Here is a 20,340-nt window from a genome sequence, read left to right as displayed (position 1 = left end):
TTTCATTACTCCCGTAGCATTTCATTCGGCAAGACAAACTCTAAAGTAATCGCATGTGAGGTCACTGAACGGGTACATTTCGGTTCATCCAGACCTTTACATTGACTATGGTGGTCAAATTGATTTCCCGTTATCGTCACTAAACTTCGGTCATAAGGGCACTTCACTGCAACAGTTTGTCCTTTCCCATTTTTAAAAACTCTTTCAGATGCAGGCTTAAATTCGACACGCTTCCAAGCTTCAATCTGCTCAAGTAATTTAACTTTATGACTAGACGTAATCTTTGCGCTACCAATTTTATTCGCAATCCAAAGATGTGACATTTGTGCACCATCACTGACTGTTTTACCTAATGCACCTTTAGTTTTTTTCTCTTTGGAAGACTTTACATAAACATCCAAGCCCATGCTTAAAGCATCCATTGCTGCTTTCGGAGTCATGATTTTTCGATGACTGGCTAAATTCGTCGCTTTACTATCTGTAATTCGGTACTTATGCCCAATACTATTGCTATACCAAGCATGGTCAATACCATCATGTCCAGTATCGTGATATTCATACAGCACACCATTATTATTAATTTTGGTACGACTCTTTTTCCGCTTCACAAAGTAATAATCCGTGATGTGTTCACCACCCGAACCTAATTCCTTATTACTGCGCTTTTTTGATGTTCTTTTGGTTGATGTATTCTTGCTTCCTGTCTTGGCGGTATTGCCACTGGTATTTTTAAGAACCTGACCCTTTTGCTGTGTATGAGGCGCCGAAGTTCGATTAAGTGGCTTTGAACCCGTTTTATGGATGGGAGCCTTCGCTGTGGTATTAGGATAAGGGGTTGCCAAAGCTTTTTTATGCGCTAATTGCAGGTCTTTCATCACCATTTCAATTTGCCTGTTCGCAACAGTTTTCATTTTTCTCAGTTGCACTACAAGAGTCTTTAATCGAGCTTGTCCCAAGACCGCTCTAGTCATCCAGCTATCAAAAACATCAATTAAGCCATCAATTATTTTATTACTGGTAGTCTGCAACTCTTTGGTGTAAGCATTCCAGTTTAAGTTACGAAACCATTTTTCAACATTGCCACGCATGGTTTTACTTGGGATTGCATCTAATATTGCCCCCATCGCTTTACCAGAGCGCAATTGCTTAAATACAATTTTAAGCCCATCTCCGGCAACAGGAACAAACGCAATTAAGTTAAAGACCAGATCAAACCAGTTATCTTTGTTATTCGGGTTTTCTGCAATTTTGACAATTGAAACGATTACATTACCAACATCAACACCCTGCCCAACAAAAGGGATACAACCAATCACCACAGCTACAATAATTTGTGCCGGGCTTGATCCACTCCCGTCTAGCACACCTTTTATCCAGTCTGCTGCCGATTGTTCTCCTTTTTGGGTGACTCGAATGGTTTTGGCTGGTGATTTTGCAACGGCTGTACTCATATACCCTCCCCAAAACCAGAATGTGGAGTTGATTGTTTATTCAATGGGATTTCTTCTGCTTGATCCGCAATAGCATCATCCGGATTATTTTGTTGTTCTAAATCTTTTTCCACATAATCATTGATATGGTCATCATACTCAACACCCTGCCCATCGATCATGGCTTGTATTTCATCAGGGAAATATTCATCTAATAAGTGGTCAAGTTCTTGCTTGTTATATTGTTCGATCAATTGTTCTGCTTCCACAATACTCATCACTTTTTTATCTTTAAAGCTATTCTGCTGTTTGGGCTGATCAGGTTTAGCCTCCATATTGCTAAAACCGTAATAAACCTTTGGCTGGACTTTATCAGCAGGGACTTGGACTTTTGCATAACCATTACTATCCAGAATACCTTCTTGCATTGAGCCATCCTGAAATATAAGTTTGTAAGGTGCTTGGGCAACGGGCTTTAGGTCGTCATACACGTACTTAAGTTCAAGCTCTTTAGGCGGTATATTCAACTGAGGCAAAGCTGGTAAAGTACTCGAAGCACTTCCTCCCCCCATAAACACATGCTGCCCCGCCTTCACTTCAAATTTGCCGCCCGTGACTGGGAAAATACCTGAGCTATTAATCTTGATTTGGGAACTACCCGAGGTAATCACAATTTCTTTAGAAGCATTAATTTCTATTTTGTCTTCTGTAGAAATAATCTGGATACCTTTACGGGCAATTAAATCTGCTCCATCGCCTTGCGCTTGTATCTCAACTTTACCTTTGCCCGCATAAAGTCGTGCACCCTGTTGGGCAGCAAATAGACTTAACTTATTTTGAGCATGTGCAATCAAATTCTTCTGAGTGCTTATATTAATGCTGTCCCCAGCAGTTTGGCTTAACTGACCATCTGCACTTAGGTGTATGTCTTCATTACTGGCGACTGCAATACTGTTTGGTGCTGTTAAGATCATCAAGGCTTGCTTAAATGCAGCAGCCTTTTCTTTATCTTGCTGTTCAATTTGCTCTATGAACGTTTTTAAGTTCTCAAGCATTTCCAATGGATCAGTTTGCTGGTTTTTAGCAACTTCACTCAGTGCCTTAGCATTATTAAGACCACCTTCGATTTGTTGCTTGGCATCGGCTGCATCTAAATGTGTGCCTTGAGCTTGGTCCTGTTTATGGGTACTAACAAGTAAACCTTTACCTGCTCTAACCGCGCCCCACTGGTCAGTTCTGAGTTCAAAGCCCTCTCCACGACCATCACTCTCGGCCTTATCTTTTGGATGGCTTAAGTTGCCTAAGTTTAACTGACTGACCGCATGGCTACTTTGTAACTGTGCACTAATTTGCCCAGTCGTATCATCAAAACGTAGCTGGTTAAAGCCTTTGCCATCAACTTCTTCTGAACGAATACCGCTGAGTTTTTTAGTGTCAGGTAGCTGCCCTTTCTGGTCGAACTGGGCTGGATGACGTTCGGCTTCATGAATACGTCCCACTACAAACGGACGGTCAATATTGCCGTCAAAGAAGTCGATAACCACAATCTCACCAACACGTGGCAAGAAGCGTGCACCATACCCTTTTCCAGCCCACGGGGTTACAACATCGACCCAAGCCGAATCAGTATCGTTGTCGTTACTCCCCGCGCCTCCATCATGGCTATGGTCATTAGCTCGGGTAAACAAGAAACGAACTTTAATGCGTCCCCACTGATCGACATAGATACTTTCACCTTCAGGTCCGACTACACGGGCACGTTGTACAGCGGCTTGAGGACGATCTTGTAAGGGCTGATATTCAGGAACTGTCTTAATATGGCGACGTTGTAAAATCAGTTGATTGCCTTGACGCTCTTTTGTATGACTAGATTGCCAATGGCTTTGTGTAATTAAAGTTTGTATTTGCTGGTTTAAGTCTTTCGGTAAGTTATTTTGGTTGTAGTAATGCTTACCAATGATCAGAAACTCTTTATCTGCCCCACTATGCAGATCAATTTCAGGGTGTTCATTCAGTTCAAACCAGTAACCAACTTGTGTATCCCGTACTGTGGTTTGAGCAACAAACTGCTTGGATTGAGCATCATGGTAAGCGCTTAAGTTCTGGTTAAATTTTTCCAGTTGTTGATTACTTGCTGAGGTTGCCCCATCTTCGCCGTTTAAATCCTGCATCCATGCCGGACTGAAATGCCATGCATCTTCAAGGCTTAAACTTTGATTGTCATAGCTGGCGCTATGCTGATGTGTACTTTGTACACTGCCTGCCCCATCTGTTTGTTGTAATACATCTGACTGCCAACGCTGCACAAAAACAGAAGTCGGCTGCAAATGACGTCCAGCGATCAAACTGGTCATACTGTCAAACTGTTCAGTTGCACTGCTACGATGGTAACGGATTGTCCTTCTAGTCAGTGCCTGATACTGGCTATTGTCATCAATAAGGCGTAATTTTTGTGGCTGAATATTGTCCGTATTGCTCGCCACGGTAAGCTCTGCTTCATCAATGAGCCAACTAATACCTTCACTACGCCATAAGCGAGTTAAAAAGTCATAGTCGCTTTCATTGAGCTGCATAACAAAAGGACGGACATCGTAGGTCTGTTTTAAGCCGCTCAAATCTAAAGTCAGACTAGATGCAAATAATGGACTTTTCCCCTGCCATTCTTGAAACAGAATTTCACTAATTTCTTTCACACTCTTGTTCATAAACACACGGCTATTTCTGCGTTTATGCCAGAGATAAGTTGGATCAGATATCGTGAGTTTATATAAGGTTAGAGCACCATCACTCTGTCCTTGTGATGCTCCAGTAATAATCCCTGTAGTACGAAACTGTTGGCCTTGATCTGTGACCTGATCAACCGCAACCTGCAACCCAATAAATGTTTTGAGTGGAATATGAGCATTGGTTGATAAACAAATCAGCTCGGCTGTCATGCCCTGATTAAGATAATGTTGCCCATCTATACGTTGTAAAAAAACCTGACTATTCAGGGATGCATCTGAAAACTGGAGATACACCGAACGATGCTGTGAGAGAAAACCTATACTCTCTAAAACTTGGGAAATATTATTAAACATTACGTTTGTTATAAATTGAGACTTAATCGATTATATTTTATAAAATGCGTACAGATCTGTCTATTTTTTATATCAATTGCAATGTTAATGGCTAGTCGGACAACCTATCCATACACTAAAATAAAAAGCTCAATACTTCAGCGACCTGTGCCGCTAACTCATCTTTAAAACTCATGAAATACACCTACTGCGGAGATTGCAGTGCCAAAGATCTAAAGTCGATCAAAATAAAAATTGGCGTAATTGTAGCAGATTTATAGGTACTGTTTAGAGATTGTTGAGTTGTCTATCCGTGTTTTCATATTTGGAATATTTTTATTAAGCCATTAAAAAAGCCTGTTCAATATCAACAGGCTTTTTATGAATAAACTTAGACGCTTATGCTAATTTCTTTTCTTCAATAAATTGGACATCGGCAATTTGTGCATCCCAAAACTCAGTCCACAGTGCACAATAATCAAGACATAGTTGAGTCAAGCTTTCATAATCATCTTTGGTAATGGCTTGAGCCAACGCAAACCAAAGGTCATCCTGATGGTCATCATCAGCAGCTTCAGCTGTTTCATCTGTTGAAACGCCGTGTACATGGTAATAACCACCACCCTCAACATCGATATTTACAAACTTGGTTGCTTGTCGCAATGGTGGGCTAAAAAGAATAACTTCTTCTTCTGCCACCGCCAATAATGCCACCACATTAATATAACGATCGTAAGAAGCTTCTAAAAATGTTCTCACCTGATCTGCAATTTTTGAAGGTTTATAATTACGGCGGTCAGCCTCAGTCAAACCATAGTCATTTAGCAAATCTTCATATAATGGATAATGTGCATATTCAGGGTTGCCTAAATAATAATTATCTTTATCTAAACCCGGTCGAAAACCAAATTCATCTAATATATTTAAGCTCAACAACACCCGTGGAAACATTTTAGCGCCCGAGTGAAGCTTTGGTTCCAATTGTTTTGTCAGAAACTGCGCCTTTAATAAAGCATCGGTAAAAATCTGAACAATGGCATGACGATATTCTAAATGAATACGAGTCAGGGTTTGTTTATCAAGATAACCGTTATTTAATATTTCAATTGCAGGGTGTTTACTTACTGGTAATTGCGCAATTTTATTCCTTAATTGTTTGAGAAACTGTAAGTTTTCTTCCCATTGTGAAGCGGGAATACTATCTTTCATCCCCTGCAATGCTTTTTCTCTTGGATTATTAAAGTCTTCAAATTTTTTTGACATAATCATTCTCAATAAAAAGTTTTTCTTATAGTTAAGCTAAAGGCTATCCCTCTATTTCCATTACGTATTCGAACGTAAAAAGGATAAATTCCGTATACCCATACTTAACGAATTGATATTATGTTTATTATCTCAACAAATCAATGGATTAATTAATATTATTTAAAAAAGTAAACTATTGCCAATAAAATATTTATTTCTTTATTTATCAAGGCAAACCAAGCTATTGAATAAATATAATTTTTTAAATATCATTAAATAAGTTTTATTTAAGCTTTCATACTTTACAATAGCAAAGTTAATCAAAAAATATCTATGACGGGGCAACCAATGTCAAAAAGAGAAACGATTATAACAACAGCAATGACCCTTTTTAATCAGAAAAGTTATACCTCTATTGGGGTAGACAAAATTATTGCTGAATCTAAAGTTGCAAAAATGACTTTTTATAAGTACTTCTCTTCTAAAGAAGTTTTAATTGAAGAGTGTCTTCGCCGAAGAATTTTAGAAGTCCAAACTTCTTTATTAGATAAAGTTAATAGTGCAGATGACCCATTAAATAAACTGAAAAGTATTTTTAATTGGTATATCGACTGGATTAACACTGAAGATTTTAGTGGTTGTTTATTTAAAAAAGCAACGATAGAAGTTCTGCAGCTCTATCCTTCTATTAAAAAACAAGTAAATAAATACCGTGAATGGATTTACAGTTTAGTTTTATCTATATTTTTAGAGTTAGAAATTGAAGATCCAAAAGTATTAAGCAGTCTTTTTCTTAACATTATAGATGGGCTTATTATTGACGGGACAATTAACAAACCAGAAATTAACTCAGAAGAAACATGGTCTTATATAAATAAACTCATTGAGCTTGAAACAAAACAAAAATATGAAGCCGCTTAAAAAAATTTAATTATTACGGACCTTTACCATATTATAAGTTTTATTTTGAAGATGAGAGGAGCTGTAATACCTGCTCTATCAGGTGATCAGATCTGTTTTTTATCTGGTTCAATATAAAGTTCAGGCCGATATGTTTTAAAAGCATAACCGTCTGAACTTTATATAAATTTAGTTATTCTAAATATATTAATTAATAAACATATAGATTTTAATAAGTTAATCTTTAAGAAAAATACCCTTTAAAATATAAGCGAATAACAGTTCTCTCGTATCACCCCTAGTTTCATCTAGCAGCTGAATAATGGCACCATCTAATGTAAATAAAAACATATCGCTATCGCTTTTCGTAGTGTCTTTCTTCACAGTTAAAAGCAATTTATAAACTTCAGTAGTTAACCAATGCCGATATTGTACAACCACTTGATAAGCTGCGGGATAGAGTTTCTCAATTTCAAAAATAGCCCTAAATAGCAAGTGGTAATAACCATCCAGACTAGTATGTAAAAAGAAAATCTTTTTGAGTTTTTCACGCAAGATTAAATCTTTTTGTATGTAAATGATTGAGCGCACTTGTTCTTTTAAGACGTCTTTTTGAAAGTTTAGGCACATTTCAATAAGCCGTTCTTTAGAGTGGAAATAGTTATAAAACGAAGCTTTTGGCACCTCTGCTTCTCGCACAATGCGGTCTACTCCTACGTTATGAAAACCATGTTTATTAAAAAGATATCGAGACTTATGGAGCACGCTTAACGCGCGAAATGAGAGATCTGAATATGGCATATAGTTACCGTTATAAAATAATTTCTTGTTGTGTATAAATGAGATAAAACGGCTGCAACTTTTGCTCTAAGCAAAAAAAAGCATGCAAAGGCCCCAAAGACTGCCCTAACGCATCTCAAGTTTTATTGTTGATATGATTTTTTAGTCGTGAAGAACTGACGCCTGAAAACCTAAAGGTGATCAAACTGCATAAAGACTAACTGGGAGGGGTAAAAATAGTATGCATAGCCAACTCCTTATTTGGGGAGTTCTGCCAAAGCATTAATAAAAGATTATGGTGGCAGAACGAGCAAGGGTTCGCAGACTGATAGTAAAGAATCAGCACACCCAAAGGTGTCCCTCACTCGTCCTACCGCAACGAGCGAGGGACGATTGTACACACAAGACTACTCCTCAGAGGGAATAATCTGATGCCTTTACTAATCGGTCTGCGACAACCGGCTGGCAATGTAGGCCAGCAGGCAAAGGATAATCTGAGAGTTTACAAGTGTCAATGTGGAATTTATGACAAGTTTTAAAAATTCTTATTATTTTTCATTAGATTAACTAAATTATTATTTTAGATATTATATTAAGTAGTAGTTTTTAAATTTAACCAAATATCTGGGTTAAACAAAATGAGCACCTTGCGACTGAATCAGTTGCCCTACATTTACAGGCATACCCAACAAATAACCTTGGAACTGCTGACAGCCCAAGCGCGTTAAAATCTCAACTTGTTGCTGTGTTTCCACCCCTTCGGCTGTTACGGTTAAACCTAACTTTTTCGCCAAATGAATAATACTTTCTAAAATGACTTCTTCTTTTGAGCCCGGTTTTAAATCGACAATAAAACCACGGTCAATTTTAAGTTCATCAACTGGTAAATCTTTTAAATATAAGAAGCTTGAGTGCCCTGTTCCAAAGTCATCAATTGCCACACGAATGCCCATATCGCGCAGTCGCTCACAAGCACGAATGCTTAAGTCGATATGCCGCATTGCGGTTGATTCGGTAATTTCAATAATGAGGTGATGAGGCTGAATTTGGTATTTTTTTAACAAACCTTCGAGAGTACTAAAGAGCTTTTTATTTTCGAACTGCAAAGCAGATAAATTGACTGCGATTGGATAAAACTGCGTATTGCTACGTTCCCATTCCTGAATTTGTTGGCAAGCTTGCTCAAGCGCCCAATATCCCATTGGAATAATTAAACCTGTCTTTTCTGCGCCACCAATAAACATATGCGGTGTCAGCATACCTAAAGATGGATGGTTCCAGCGAATGAGTGCTTCTACCCCACAAATCTCAAGATTGGTATTAAATTTTGGCTGATAGTAGAGAACAAATTGTTTTTCTTCGACTGCTTTGTATAAATCATTGATCAGTTTTGACTGACTTCTTGTTTCTTGTTGATGGGTAGAATAACTAAAGACGGTATAAGTATTGCGGCCCTGCTCTTTAGACATCAGCATGGCAGCATCGGCATTCATCAGCAGGTCTTGAACATTTTGCCCATGTTCAGGGAACAGTGCGATACCTAGACTTGCTGAAATATTAATTTCTTTACCGGAAATTTGGTAACTGTCTTGAATAAGATGTAATACTTTTTCAGCAAGTTGCATTGCCTCTTCAGTATCAGTGTTTTCAGCAATTAGTAAAAACTCATCCCCACCAATTCTAAGCAATTTACATTTTTCATTGAGTTGCCAATGTAAACGATTGGCCATTTGTATAAGCAGTTGATCACCAATGTGGTGTCCAAACGCATCATTTACCGATTTAAAACGGTCTAAATCAATATAGAGAAAAGCAATTTTTTGGTCTTTATAACGGTGATCTGACAGGAGGACTTCGGCGTAATCCACTAAATAAAGTCGGTTTGGTAATTTAGTTAAGTTATCTTGAATAGAGAGGTTGGCTAATTCTTTATTGGCTTTACGCAGTTCTAGATTTCGCTGGTTCAGTCGTTGTTCCAGCACGGCAACAATAAAACTCGCGACCAGCACCAGACAGGTAACCAAAATAATTGTAAATAGCAGCAAGTCATGTTCAGCCTGATATTGGCTTACAAACTTATCGGTAATATTTGTCGAAATAAGTGCCGTATAGTGCATCCCCATAATACTTAGGGTCATCATCACTGCAAAGGCTAATTTTAAACTTATACGGTGACGTTCACTTTCTTTTAATTTATAGGCCAGCAAGAAAGCTAACCCCGACCCGCTCATGGCAATTAAGACAGAAAATAAAATAAGAAAGGAAGTGTAGTCTTTCTTATAAATATTAATATTCCAGCCTAACATACTTACATAATAAGAAGCAGAAATTCCAATTCCCATAATGACTGAGCTTAAAATGAGTCTAAATATAGGAAGTGTAAAACGAGAAGTCAGCCAAATTGCGACACTTGAAAGTACAGCACTAATGCCAAAAGCCAGTGTAATTAAAGGAACGTTCGAGGAAGCTGCTTCAAATAAATGGTAAGCATGCATGCCGACAATATGGACAATACTAATCGCTGCTGCGAGTAATAATCCATTGAGTAATAAAATAAACGGCTCAATCTTTTTATAAGTTTGCTTAAATATTAACTGCTCCATGGAAATCACAATATAGCAAATAGCGCCAGCCGCAATAAAAGAGCCGACGATCAATGTGCTATCGTAATCAACATGACCCATATTGGACTTCCATGATTATTCAATACTTTTTTTTATTTTGTTCAACTCATTGCACAAAATACAATTAAACACGTTAAAGAAAAATTAGTAAATTCGACTTTTTTAGTCAGTTATAAACAATAACATTATCTAACATTTGGTCAAGTATTTTTTACTTTAGAAATCAATAAAGTAAACAAAAATTAAGCATCCAATTATATGAAAAATATAGGATTTCTTAAGTCTAGGTCAATTGACCTTAATGATGTTTTTTTAAACTTGTTTTAGGGCTAATAAAAATAAAAAACCCTGCATTTAGCAGGGTTCTTTTAAAAACAATAGAAAAGAGAATTAGTTTTTCTCTTTGTCTACGATTTTGTTCGCTTGAATCCAAGGCATCATCGCACGTAATTTAGCACCAGTTTGTTCAATACCGTGTGCAGCATTTTGACGACGACGAGCTGTCATAGATGGGTAGTTTAACGCACCTTCTTGGATGAACATCTTCGCGTATTCACCAGATTGAATACGTTTTAATGCATTACGCATTGCTTCACGAGACTGTTCATTGATTACTTCAGGACCAGTTACGTATTCACCGTACTCAGCATTGTTAGAAACTGAGTAGTTCATGTCAGCGATACCGCCTTCGAACATCAAGTCAACGATTAACTTAAGTTCGTGTAAGCATTCGAAGTAAGCCATTTCTGGTGCATAACCAGCTTCAACCAAAGTTTCGAAGCCCATTTTCACAAGTTCAACTGCACCACCACAAAGAACTGCTTGCTCACCGAATAAGTCAGTTTCAGTTTCTTCACGGAATGAAGTTTCGATAATACCTGTACGGCCACCACCTACGCCAGAAGCGTAAGAAAGCGCAACGTTACGTGCATTACCAGAAGCGTCTTGGTGAATTGCGATTAGGTCAGGAACACCTGAACCACGTTGGAATTCTGAACGTACAGTGTGACCAGGAGCTTTAGGCGCAACCATGATTACGTCTAAGTCTTTACGTGGAACAACTTGGTTATATAGAACAGAGAAACCATGAGCAAATGCTAAAGTCGCGCCTTCTTTGATGTTTGGCTCAATCACGTCACGGTAAAGTTGTGATTGGAATTCATCTGGAGTCAAAATCATTACGAGGTCAGCTTGCTTAACTGCTGCTGGGACTTCAGCAACTTTAAGACCAGCGTTTTCAGCTTTCTTCCAAGAAGCTGAACCAGCACGTAAACCTACAGTTACGTCTACACCTGAGTCTTTAAGGTTAAGTGCATGAGCATGACCTTGAGAACCGTAACCAATAATCGCAACTTTCTTGCTTTGGATGATTGATAAGTCACAGTCTTTATCGTAAAAAATTTGCATTTGTGTTCTCCGCTAAAATACTTTTTAAAAAATTAAATGGCTAAAACTTTTTCGCCACGGGCGATACCTGATACACCTGAACGAACGACTTCAAGAATGGTGTTTTCTGCAAGCGCATCGATAAAACCATCTAATTTTTCAGTTGTCCCTGCTATTTGAATGGTATAGGTCGTTGGTGTCACGTCTACAATTTGCGCACGGAAAATATCCGCAGTACGTTTAATTTCGGCACGTGAAGCACCTAATGCTTTTACTTTGATTAGCATGAGTTCACGCTCAATGTGTGAACCTTCTGATAAATCAACTACTTTTACCACCTCAACAAGCTTGTTGAGCTGTTTCGTAATTTGTTCGATCTTATGGTCATCGCCATAAGTCGTTAACGTCAAACGCGATAATGTCGGATCTTCGGTTGGTGCAACATTAAGTGTTTCAATGTTGTAGTTACGTTGACTGAATAAGCCCACCAAACGAGAAAGCGCACCAGCTTCGTTTTCAACGAGTACAGAAATAATGTGTCTCATTAAATGCGCTCCCCTTTAGAAATCCACATATCACGCATAGATTGACCTGCAACCTGCATTGGATAAACGTGTTCGCTACGGTCAACCATAACGTTGATAAATACGCATTTATCATTGATTGCCATTGCTTCTGCAAGCTTAGATTCAAGTTCATCGGCATGATTAATTTGAATGCCTACATGACCATAAGCTTCCATTAACTTGGCAAAGTCAGGTAATGACTCAACATAAGAACTTGAATGACGACCTTCATAGTTCATATCTTGCCATTGTTTCACCATACCTAATGCACGGTTGTTCAAGCACAAGATTTTTACGTTCAAGCCATATTGTTTACAGGTTGAAAGTTCCTGAATACACATCTGAATTGAAGCTTCACCCGTAATACAAACAACTTGTTGGTCTGGGAAAGCAAGCTTCGCAGCCATTGCATAAGGTAAACCAACACCCATGGTGCCAAGACCACCTGAGTTGATCCATTGGCGAGGACGTTTGTACTTATAATAAAGTGCACCAAACATCTGATGTTGACCTACGTCAGAAGTAATAATGGCATCGCCATTGGTCACTTTATATAAAGTTTCAACAACTTGCTGTGGCTTCATCGTGCCATCAGATGGATTTTCATATTTCAAACCATGAACTTTGCGCCATTCATTGATTTGAGACCACCAAGCTGCAATTGCTTCAGGATTTGGTTTAGACACATTTAATTGTTTTAACTGTGCCAACATTTCTTGAAGAACTGGCTCTACTGCACCAACGATCGGAATATGCGCCATAATCGTTTTTGAAATGGTTGCAGGGTCGATATCGACATGAATCACTTTTGAGTTCGGGCAGAACTTGGCTGGGTTATTTGTTACGCGGTCATCAAAACGCGCACCAATCGCCAAAATTACGTCTGCATGGTGCATTGCCATATTAGCTTCATATGTACCGTGCATACCTAACATGCCAATAAACTGTGGGTCATCGCCCGGGAATCCGCCTAACCCCATAAGTGTGTTAGTTACCGGATAACCAAGTAAATGTGCAAGTTCGGTTAATAACGCAGAAGCATTCCCTTGTACGACACCACCGCCTGTATAAATAACAGGACGTTTTGCAGTTAGTAATTCATCAATTGCTTTACGAATTTGACCAGAGTGGCCGCGTGAAGGTGGTTGATATGAACGCATCTTCACTTTTTCAGGGTATTCGTATGCAAACTTTTCTGCAGGGTTAGTCGCATCTTTAGGAATATCGACTACAACTGGACCAGGGCGCCCACTTGATGCGATATAGAATGCTTTTTTAATAATTGCAGGGATTTCACTTGCGTGGCGGACCTGAAAGCTGTGTTTCACGATAGGACGTGAAATACCAACCATGTCAGTTTCCTGGAAAGCGTCTTCACCAATCAGATGTGATGCAACCTGGCCAGACAAAACCACCATTGGGATTGAGTCCATATAAGCTGTTGCAATTGGAGTTACTGTATTGGTTGCGCCTGGACCAGAAGTGACCAGTACTACGCCTGTCTTACCTGTAGCACGCGAGTAGGCATCTGCCATATGACCAGCAGCTTGCTCATGGCGCACGAGGTAATGATTGATTTTGTCTTGTTGAAATAGCGCATCATAAATATGTAATACTGCGCCGCCTGGATAACCAAAAACATGTTCAACGCCTTCGTCCGCAAGAGCGCGAACGAGCATTTCACCACCAGATAAAAGTTCCAACGTGATTCACCCTAAAATCTTATATCACTATTTTATGGAAGGCATAAATAGTGTTTCATTCATTGAATTGTCTGCACTGTTATAGCACACATATTGTCTAGTTTTCGTTGCAATAGAAAAATTTCTGTTTTTCAGCCGTATAAGCTGTTTTAACATTAATAAAGCATGTCTGGATATACATACTTTAGTAAAATCAATCTCTCGGCTAGAGAGAATGTCTATTACAAAACATGACAGTTATTCGAAGGGTGATCGAGTAAATGCATATAAAACTAGAGAAAGCATTTTTGTTGTTTCTATATACAAAGTCAAGAATAAAGAAAAGGTTTTTCCATAAAAAAATTTAGCTGCTGCTTTTTTAATCTAATATTAAATCGCGAATTTACTCTTCTTAGCTCATTATTTATTAAAAATTCATTATTTTTATATAAAACGATCCATTCTAAATTGCTTATTTATAAAGTTTATTTAAATATAATCAGTTTACATTGGGGAAGAACTGATATGAATTTATCTTATTTAAAAACAAGCCTGTATATAGCCGCTACAACAGCAATTTTACTTTGCTCAAGTCAAAGTCAGGCACAGCAATATTATAAATGGATGGATCAAAGTGGCTCGACACATTACACCACGACGCCACCACCTAAAGGAGCAAAACATTTGAACAAAGTTTCGACTTACGGCAGTCAACCATTGTTGAAAAATCCAACATCAAACTCAGAACAACCATCTCAGGATAAAGATAAAGTCGTGCAAGAAGTAACTAACGTAGCAGTGGAAAAAGGTGCACCTGCTGTCCCGGTCCCACCTGCCCCGTCTGTATCGGCACCAAGATAATTAAAATGAGAGTGGTGAATATTTTTACCACTCTTCGATTATTTAAAATAAACAAGAATAGATTGGGAAATTTTATAGCGCAGATTAAAAGATAAAATCCTGCTCTAAAAACTGACATTTTCCTCTATTTTGCGCTATGCTGTGCAGCAATCTTTCATTTCAATTTTCGTTGTATAGCTTACGTCTATGACTATTTCTCACATTGACCCAGAATATCAAGCAAACACGATTGAACCATCAGTCCAACAAGATTGGGAAAATCGTAAAGTCTTTAAAGTTGCCGACACTGTCGAAGGTAAACATCGCTACATCCTGTCAATGTTCCCTTACCCAAGTGGCAAACTGCACATGGGTCATGTGCGTAACTATACCATTGGCGATGTAATTAGCCGTTTTTACCGTTTAAAAGGCGAAACCGTATTACAACCTATGGGTTGGGATGCATTTGGTTTACCAGCAGAAAATGCTGCAATTGCCCATAAAGTTGCTCCGGCAAAATGGACATTTGAAAACATCGCTTACATGCGTGACCAATTAAAAAAATTAGGTTTATCTGTAGATTGGGACCGTGAATTTGCAACGTGTACACCAGAGTACTATCACTGGGAACAATGGTTGTTCGTTCAGCTTTATAAAAAAGGTTTAATCTACCGTAAACTTTCAACAGTAAACTGGGACCCGGTTGACCAAACAGTTTTGGCAAACGAACAAGTTGAAAATGGTCGTGGCTGGCGTTCAGGTGCATTGGTTGAAAAACGCGATATTCCAATGTACTACTTCCGTATTACGGACTATGCACAAGAATTATTAGACGACCTAGACACTCTACAAGACGGCTGGCCTCAACAAGTGTTGACCATGCAGCGTAACTGGATTGGTCGTTCTACAGGTATGGAAATTACCTTCCCATCTGCCAATACTGAAATTTATGCTGACGGCTTAACTGTTTATACAACACGTGCCGACACACTTATGGGTGTGACGTACGTTGCCGTTGCAGCAGAACACCCTCTTGCGCTTAAAGCTGCTGAAAATAACCCTGAATTGGCTGCATTTATTGAAGAATGCCGCATGGGTTCAGTTGCAGAAGCTGACTTGGCTACAGCCGAGAAGAAAGGTATGGCAACAGGTTTGTTTGTAAAACACCCTGTAACTGGCGAAGAGCTCCCTGTCTGGATTGCGAACTACGTATTAATGTCTTACGGTTCTGGCGCAGTGATGGCTGTACCAGCACATGACGAACGTGACTTCGAATTTGCTAACAAGTTCAACTTGCCAATTAAGCAAGTCATTGATGCCAAAGGTGCTGACGATGCAGACTACTCTGCAACTGAATGGCAAGAATGGTACGGTTCTAAAGAAGGTAAACTTGTTAACTCTGGCGAATTTGACGGTCTAGAATTCCAAGCTGCATTCGATGCATTCCTTGCAAAATTAGAACCACAAGGTTTAGCAAATTCTAAAGTTCAATTCCGTTTACGTGACTGGGGTGTTTCTCGTCAACGTTACTGGGGTTGTCCAATTCCAATGATTAACTGTGATACTTGTGGTCAAGTCACAGTTCCTGAAGATCAACTTCCGGTTGTATTACCAACTGACGTTGTTCCAGATGGTTCAGGTAATCCACTAAATAAAATGCCTGAATTCTATGAAACGAAATGTCCTTGCTGTGGTGGCGATGCACGCCGTGAAACAGATACATTGGACACATTCGTAGAATCATCTTGGTACTACGCACGTTATGCATCTCCAGACTTTACTGGTGGTATGGTAAAACCTGAAGCAGCTAAAAACTGGCTTCCTGTAAACCAATATATTGGTGGTGTTGAACACGCGATTCTTCACTTACTTTATGCACGTTTCTTCCACAAATTAATGCGTGATGAAGGTGTTGTACAAGGTAATGAGCCATTTACCAACTTGTTAACTCAAGGCATGGTGCTTGCAGATACTTTCTATCGTGAAGCAGAAAATGGTAAGAAAACTTGGTTCAACCCTGCTGATATCGAATTAGAACGTGATGAGAAAGGCCGCATCATTTCTGCAAAATATTCAGGTGACGGTCAAGAAGTGATTATCGGCGGACAAGAAAAAATGTCCAAGTCGAAAAATAACGGTATTGACCCACAAGCCATTATTGATCAATACGGCGCAGATACAGCTCGTGTATTTATGATGTTTGCTGCACCACCAGATCAATCTTTAGAATGGTCTGATGCAGGTGTTGAAGGTGCAAACCGTTTCTTGAAACGTGTATGGCGTCTGGCAGCAAGCTTCCTTGAAAAAGGAAACTCTGCAACAGCAATTGATAAAGCAAACTTGTCTAAAGATGCTCAAGATTTACGTCGTAAGACACACGAAACCATTCAAAAAGTAAGTGATGATATTGAGCGTCGTCATGCGTTCAATACTGCAATTGCTGCATTGATGGAATTGTTAAACGCAAGCAATAAGTTTGAAGCAAAAGATGACAATGACGTTGCTGTAGAACGTGAAGCAATCACCACATTGTTAACTTTACTTGCTCCATTTGCTCCGCATTTAAGCCAGACTTTATTGGCTCAGTTTGGTACGGACTTAACAGAAGCAACTTTCCCTGAAGTTGATGCTTCTGCATTAACCCGCAATACTCAAACGATTGTTGTACAAGTAAATGGTAAACTTCGCGGTAAACTTGAAGTTTCTGTTGATATTTCTAAAGATGAGTTATTAGCTCAAGCGAAAGCATTACCAGAAGTTCAGCAGTTCTTAACAGGACCAACCAAAAAAGAGATTGTGGTTCCAAACAAATTGGTTAACCTCGTGGTTTAATTACAGGTATTAATGAGAGGATCAAGCATGCACTTAGCCCAACGTTTAGCCGCTGTTGTTTTAACCTTAGGCCTTAGTGCAGGCTTAGTCGGGTGTGGTTTCCATTTAAAAGGAACCAACCCGACTGCGACTCCACTTGTTTATAAAAAATTAAGCCTTGAGTTACCGGCAAAAACCGATGACCTTGAAACACAATTAAAAGTGTATTTAACGGCAAATGGTGTTCAACTCAGCAATGACAACGACGCCTATGTTCTTCGTGTTTTAGAATACACGCCTCGTCGTCAGCTTCTAAATGGTAAACTTACAGAAGTATTATTACGCTTGACTGTAACTTTCCAAATTGAAGACCGTCAAGGTAATAAAATTACAGAGCCGCGTACTTTAACCGCAGCTCGTAGTTATCAATATGATTTGGCAACGGTCAACACTGAGAACCAGCAAGAGAGTTACTTGCAACGTATTGTAATTGATGACCTTGCACAGCAAATTACTCGTCAAATTTCAGCCAATCGCTTACCAAAAGCTCAACCATAGACATATCTTTTCTTAAGTAATGAAACTTGACTATTTACAAGCCCTCAAACGCATTCCGGAAGCTCGGGGTGCGTGGATCCTGCATGGACAGGAACCTTTATTAGAACAAAATTTACTCGACACTTTTCGCAAAAGCTGGCAGCAACAAGACATTGAAAGACAGCGCTACGATATTAGTAGTGTAAGTGACTGGAAAAATGTCTTTAATGCACTGAACAGCCTATCTTTATTTTCTCAGCAACTTGCGATTGAAGTTCACGGCAATATCAAGCCCGATGCCAATGGTTTAAAACAACTAAAAAGTTATATCCAACATAATGAAACTAACCTGCTGTTAATTGTTTTACCCAAACAAGACAGTAGCAGCTTAAAATCTGCTTTTTTCCAAGTTGTTGAAGCGAACGGTGTGGTTGTTGCCCTTACTGCTAACTATCCGCAAGACCGCCAACGAATATTAGCCGCTGAGGCTGAGAAGTTAGAAATTCAACTCGACAATGATGCTTGGCAGTGGCTCATGCAGCATCATGAGCATAACCTGCTCGCTGCTAAAAATAGCTTGATGCGGGTAAGAGATACTTTTCCAGACCAGAAACTAATTCAAATTGAACAGTTATATGCGTGTCTACAAGATCAGTCTCGTTACACCACTTACGATTTAAGCGATGCGTTATTAGAAGGTAATCTTGCTCAGTCCATTAAGATCTTTCAATATTTAATCGGTTCCGGTGAACCGGAAAGCTTGATCTTATGGACATTAAGTAAAGAAATGCGTTTATTAATGCAGTTGTTTGAACAACCACATAATGCATTACAACTAGGTATATGGAAAACAAAAGTTAGCTTATATCAACAAGCATTAAGAAGACTCAATCCACAGCAATTTTTGGGATGGTCTGCTCTACTTTTACAAATTGATGCCGCAATCAAAGGCATGTCAAATGAGAATGCCCAACATTTAATGCAACAAGCCATTGCCGAGCTGTGTGGAAAAACATTATTTATACATTAGGGCAGCCAAATCATTTGCCTGCTTTATTGAAATATCATAAAAATTCACGTTTTATCCTCATTTGACTCTTATACTAAGTTAAATTTTAGACTTTTCGACCTCTCGCCATGCCAAAAATAAAGCCAATTAAACTCGTAATTATTGTCGTCTGTATCGCCATTATTGCTGTCTTAGCTTGGAAATTCTTAAAGCCTAAACAACAGCAACCTCAATATATTACAGCAGAGGTAACTCGCGGGGATATTGAGAATAATGTACTTGCAACCGGTACACTTGATGCGACCAAGCTTATTAGTGTGGGTGCTCAGGTATCTGGTCAGGTCAAAAAGATGTATGTACAGCTTGGTGATCAAGTAAAACAAGGTCAACTTATTGCACAAATTGACTCGACCACCCAAGAAAACAGTTTAAAAACATCTGATGCCAATATTAAAAATCTAGAAGCACAGCGTCTTCAGCAAATCGCTTCTTTAAACGAGAAACAACTCGAATATCGTCGTCAACAACAAATGTATGCTCAAGATGCAACACCTCGTGCAGATTTAGAGTCGGCTGAAGCTGCTTATAAAACAGCTCAGGCACAAGTTAAAGCATTAGATGCACAAATTGAGTCTGCAAAAATAACGCGTTCAACAGCACAAACCAATATTGGCTATACACGTATTGTTGCGCCAACTGATGGTACGGTTGTTGCGATTGTGACTGAAGAAGGTCAAACGGTAAACGCAAACCAAAGCGCTCCAACTATCGTCAAAATTGCAAAACTTCAAAATATGACGATTAAAGCACAGGTGAGTGAAGCCGATATTATGAAAGTGGAAAAAGGTCAGCAGGTCTATTTCACGACCTTAGGTGATGAAACCAAGCGATATGCAACCTTACGTCAAATTGAACCTGCTCCAGATTCAATCTCTAGTGAATCAAACAGCACTACAAGTTCAACAACAAGCTCAGCTGTTTACTACAACGCTTTATTTGATGTTCCAAATACGGACGGCAAATTGCGTATTGATATGACTGCACAAGTTTATATCGTATTAAATTCAGCAAAAAATGCCTTACTGGTTCCATCTTCTGCGTTAAGTAGCAAACAATTTTCTGGCCAAAGAAAACAACAAGGACAATCAGCAGATAAAGCAAGTTCTACTCCAAGTGCAGAACGCAAGCATCAAGGTAACGGCGCCCGTTTAGAACGCTTAAATTTAACTCCTGAACAAAAACAGCTTATTGAACAAGGCAAAGCAACTCTGAGTGTAGTTCGCGTTTTACAAGCAGATGGTACGACTAAACCAACACAAATTTTGGTAGGTATTAATAACCGTGTAAATGCGCAAGTACTTGCCGGATTAAAACAAGGTGACCAAGTTGTAATTGCCGATAGTTCAGAAAACTCTGCAGCTTCTGCAAACAGTGGTAATAACCGCCGCCGTGGCCCAATGGGAATGTAAGC

14 protein-coding genes are annotated in these 20,340 nt (G+C 39.0%); 6 read left to right on the top strand and 8 right to left on the bottom strand.

From position 1 onward, the window contains the following. Nucleotides 1-5 precede the first annotated feature (5 nt). From EGS71_RS15865 to EGS71_RS15855, 3 genes are all read right to left on the bottom strand, one after another. Entirely contained in the window at nucleotides 6-1,451 is a 1,446-nt protein-coding gene (locus EGS71_RS15865; RefSeq protein ID WP_000102029.1) for a hypothetical protein, read from the bottom strand. Then, nucleotides 1,448-4,510 (bottom strand): DUF2345 domain-containing protein, encoded by a 3,063-nt coding sequence (locus tag EGS71_RS15860; RefSeq protein WP_004735888.1) that lies wholly within the window; start codon nucleotides 4,508-4,510, stop codon nucleotides 1,448-1,450. The genes EGS71_RS15865 and EGS71_RS15860 overlap by 4 nt, the downstream gene beginning before the upstream one ends. Nucleotides 4,511-4,888: 378 nt before the next feature. Next, on the bottom strand, nucleotides 4,889-5,752 hold the full coding sequence (locus EGS71_RS15855; RefSeq protein WP_000037374.1) for a hypothetical protein: 864 nt from the start codon (nucleotides 5,750-5,752) through the stop codon (nucleotides 4,889-4,891). A 330-nt stretch (nucleotides 5,753-6,082) separates the two neighbouring features. On the opposite strand from EGS71_RS15855, the gene EGS71_RS15850 reads away from it, so the two are divergent. Beyond that, nucleotides 6,083-6,655 carry a TetR/AcrR family transcriptional regulator gene (locus EGS71_RS15850; RefSeq protein WP_000043984.1) on the top strand — a complete coding sequence of 191 codons (573 nt, stop codon included), beginning with the start codon at nucleotides 6,083-6,085 and terminating at the stop codon, nucleotides 6,653-6,655. Nucleotides 6,656-6,871: 216 nt separating this feature from the next. On the opposite strand, the gene EGS71_RS15845 is transcribed toward EGS71_RS15850, so the two are convergent. From EGS71_RS15845 to EGS71_RS15820, 5 genes are all read right to left on the bottom strand, one after another. Continuing rightward, nucleotides 6,872-7,435: a TetR/AcrR family transcriptional regulator gene (locus EGS71_RS15845; RefSeq protein WP_001146946.1), complete on the bottom strand. Its 564-nt coding sequence runs from the start codon at nucleotides 7,433-7,435 to the stop codon at nucleotides 6,872-6,874. A 608-nt stretch (nucleotides 7,436-8,043) separates the two neighbouring features. Then, nucleotides 8,044-10,098: a GGDEF domain-containing phosphodiesterase gene (locus tag EGS71_RS15835; protein ID WP_000510217.1), complete on the bottom strand. Its 2,055-nt coding sequence runs from the start codon at nucleotides 10,096-10,098 to the stop codon at nucleotides 8,044-8,046. 330 nt (nucleotides 10,099-10,428) lie between these two features. Then, a complete protein-coding gene (ilvC, locus tag EGS71_RS15830) occupies nucleotides 10,429-11,445 on the bottom strand; it encodes a ketol-acid reductoisomerase (protein WP_001165443.1) in 1,017 nt (338 codons plus the stop codon). 32 nt (nucleotides 11,446-11,477) lie between these two features. Then, the gene (ilvN, locus tag EGS71_RS15825; protein ID WP_001215920.1) at nucleotides 11,478-11,969 is read right to left on the bottom strand and encodes an acetolactate synthase small subunit; all 492 of its coding nucleotides are present in this window, start codon (nucleotides 11,967-11,969) and stop codon (nucleotides 11,478-11,480) included. Continuing rightward, complete coding sequence (locus tag EGS71_RS15820) at nucleotides 11,969-13,693, bottom strand: acetolactate synthase 3 large subunit (protein ID WP_000422094.1); 1,725 nt, start codon at nucleotides 13,691-13,693, stop codon at nucleotides 11,969-11,971. The genes ilvN and EGS71_RS15820 overlap by 1 nt, the downstream gene beginning before the upstream one ends. 504 nt (nucleotides 13,694-14,197) lie before the next feature. On the opposite strand from EGS71_RS15820, the gene EGS71_RS15815 reads away from it, so the two are divergent. The 5 genes from EGS71_RS15815 (at nucleotide 14,198) to EGS71_RS15795 (ending at nucleotide 20,338) form a co-directional block, all read left to right on the top strand. Next, nucleotides 14,198-14,533: a DUF4124 domain-containing protein gene (locus EGS71_RS15815; RefSeq protein WP_001054458.1), complete on the top strand. Its 336-nt coding sequence runs from the start codon at nucleotides 14,198-14,200 to the stop codon at nucleotides 14,531-14,533. Nucleotides 14,534-14,719: 186 nt separating this feature from the next. Beyond that, on the top strand, nucleotides 14,720-17,344 hold the full coding sequence (gene leuS / locus EGS71_RS15810; protein WP_000155770.1) for a leucine--tRNA ligase: 2,625 nt from the start codon (nucleotides 14,720-14,722) through the stop codon (nucleotides 17,342-17,344). Nucleotides 17,345-17,371: 27 nt separating this feature from the next. Continuing rightward, a complete protein-coding gene (gene lptE, locus EGS71_RS15805) occupies nucleotides 17,372-17,881 on the top strand; it encodes an LPS assembly lipoprotein LptE (RefSeq protein ID WP_000549819.1) in 510 nt (169 codons plus the stop codon). 19 nt (nucleotides 17,882-17,900) lie between these two features. Further along, the gene (gene holA / locus EGS71_RS15800) at nucleotides 17,901-18,890 is read left to right on the top strand and encodes a DNA polymerase III subunit delta (protein WP_000762831.1); all 990 of its coding nucleotides are present in this window, start codon (nucleotides 17,901-17,903) and stop codon (nucleotides 18,888-18,890) included. Between the two features lie 107 nt (nucleotides 18,891-18,997). Further along, entirely contained in the window at nucleotides 18,998-20,338 is a 1,341-nt protein-coding gene (locus EGS71_RS15795) for a MacA family efflux pump subunit (protein WP_001124217.1), read from the top strand. The last annotated feature ends 2 nt before the right edge of the window (nucleotides 20,339-20,340 follow it).

The organism is Acinetobacter sp. FDAARGOS_559 (genome assembly GCF_003940475.1).
In the GTDB taxonomy this organism is placed as follows: Bacteria; Pseudomonadota; Gammaproteobacteria; order Pseudomonadales; family Moraxellaceae; genus Acinetobacter; species Acinetobacter baumannii.
The sequence above is the reverse complement of the archived record's forward strand: the minus strand, read 5'-3'. Positions and strand labels throughout refer to the sequence as shown.

Bases quoted from the DNA above. Each gene is read 5' to 3' on its own strand.
- EGS71_RS15855 (WP_000037374.1), bottom strand. From the start codon at position 5,752: ATGTCAAAAAAATTTGAAGACTTTAATAATCCAAGAGAAAAAGCATTG.
- ilvC (WP_001165443.1), bottom strand. From the start codon at position 11,445: ATGCAAATTTTTTACGATAAAGACTGTGACTTATCAATCATCCAAAGC.
- EGS71_RS15845 (WP_001146946.1), bottom strand. From the start codon at position 7,435: ATGCCATATTCAGATCTCTCATTTCGCGCGTTAAGCGTGCTCCATAAG.
- EGS71_RS15865 (WP_000102029.1), bottom strand. From the start codon at position 1,451: ATGAGTACAGCCGTTGCAAAATCACCAGCCAAAACCATTCGAGTCACC.
- ilvN (WP_001215920.1), bottom strand. From the start codon at position 11,969: ATGAGACACATTATTTCTGTACTCGTTGAAAACGAAGCTGGTGCGCTT.
- EGS71_RS15795 (WP_001124217.1), top strand. From the start codon at position 18,998: ATGCCAAAAATAAAGCCAATTAAACTCGTAATTATTGTCGTCTGTATC.
- EGS71_RS15860 (WP_004735888.1), bottom strand. From the start codon at position 4,510: ATGTTTAATAATATTTCCCAAGTTTTAGAGAGTATAGGTTTTCTCTCA.
- EGS71_RS15815 (WP_001054458.1), top strand. From the start codon at position 14,198: ATGAATTTATCTTATTTAAAAACAAGCCTGTATATAGCCGCTACAACA.
- lptE (WP_000549819.1), top strand. From the start codon at position 17,372: ATGCACTTAGCCCAACGTTTAGCCGCTGTTGTTTTAACCTTAGGCCTT.
- EGS71_RS15850 (WP_000043984.1), top strand. From the start codon at position 6,083: ATGTCAAAAAGAGAAACGATTATAACAACAGCAATGACCCTTTTTAAT.
- holA (WP_000762831.1), top strand. From the start codon at position 17,901: ATGAAACTTGACTATTTACAAGCCCTCAAACGCATTCCGGAAGCTCGG.
- EGS71_RS15835 (WP_000510217.1), bottom strand. From the start codon at position 10,098: ATGGGTCATGTTGATTACGATAGCACATTGATCGTCGGCTCTTTTATT.
- leuS (WP_000155770.1), top strand. From the start codon at position 14,720: ATGACTATTTCTCACATTGACCCAGAATATCAAGCAAACACGATTGAA.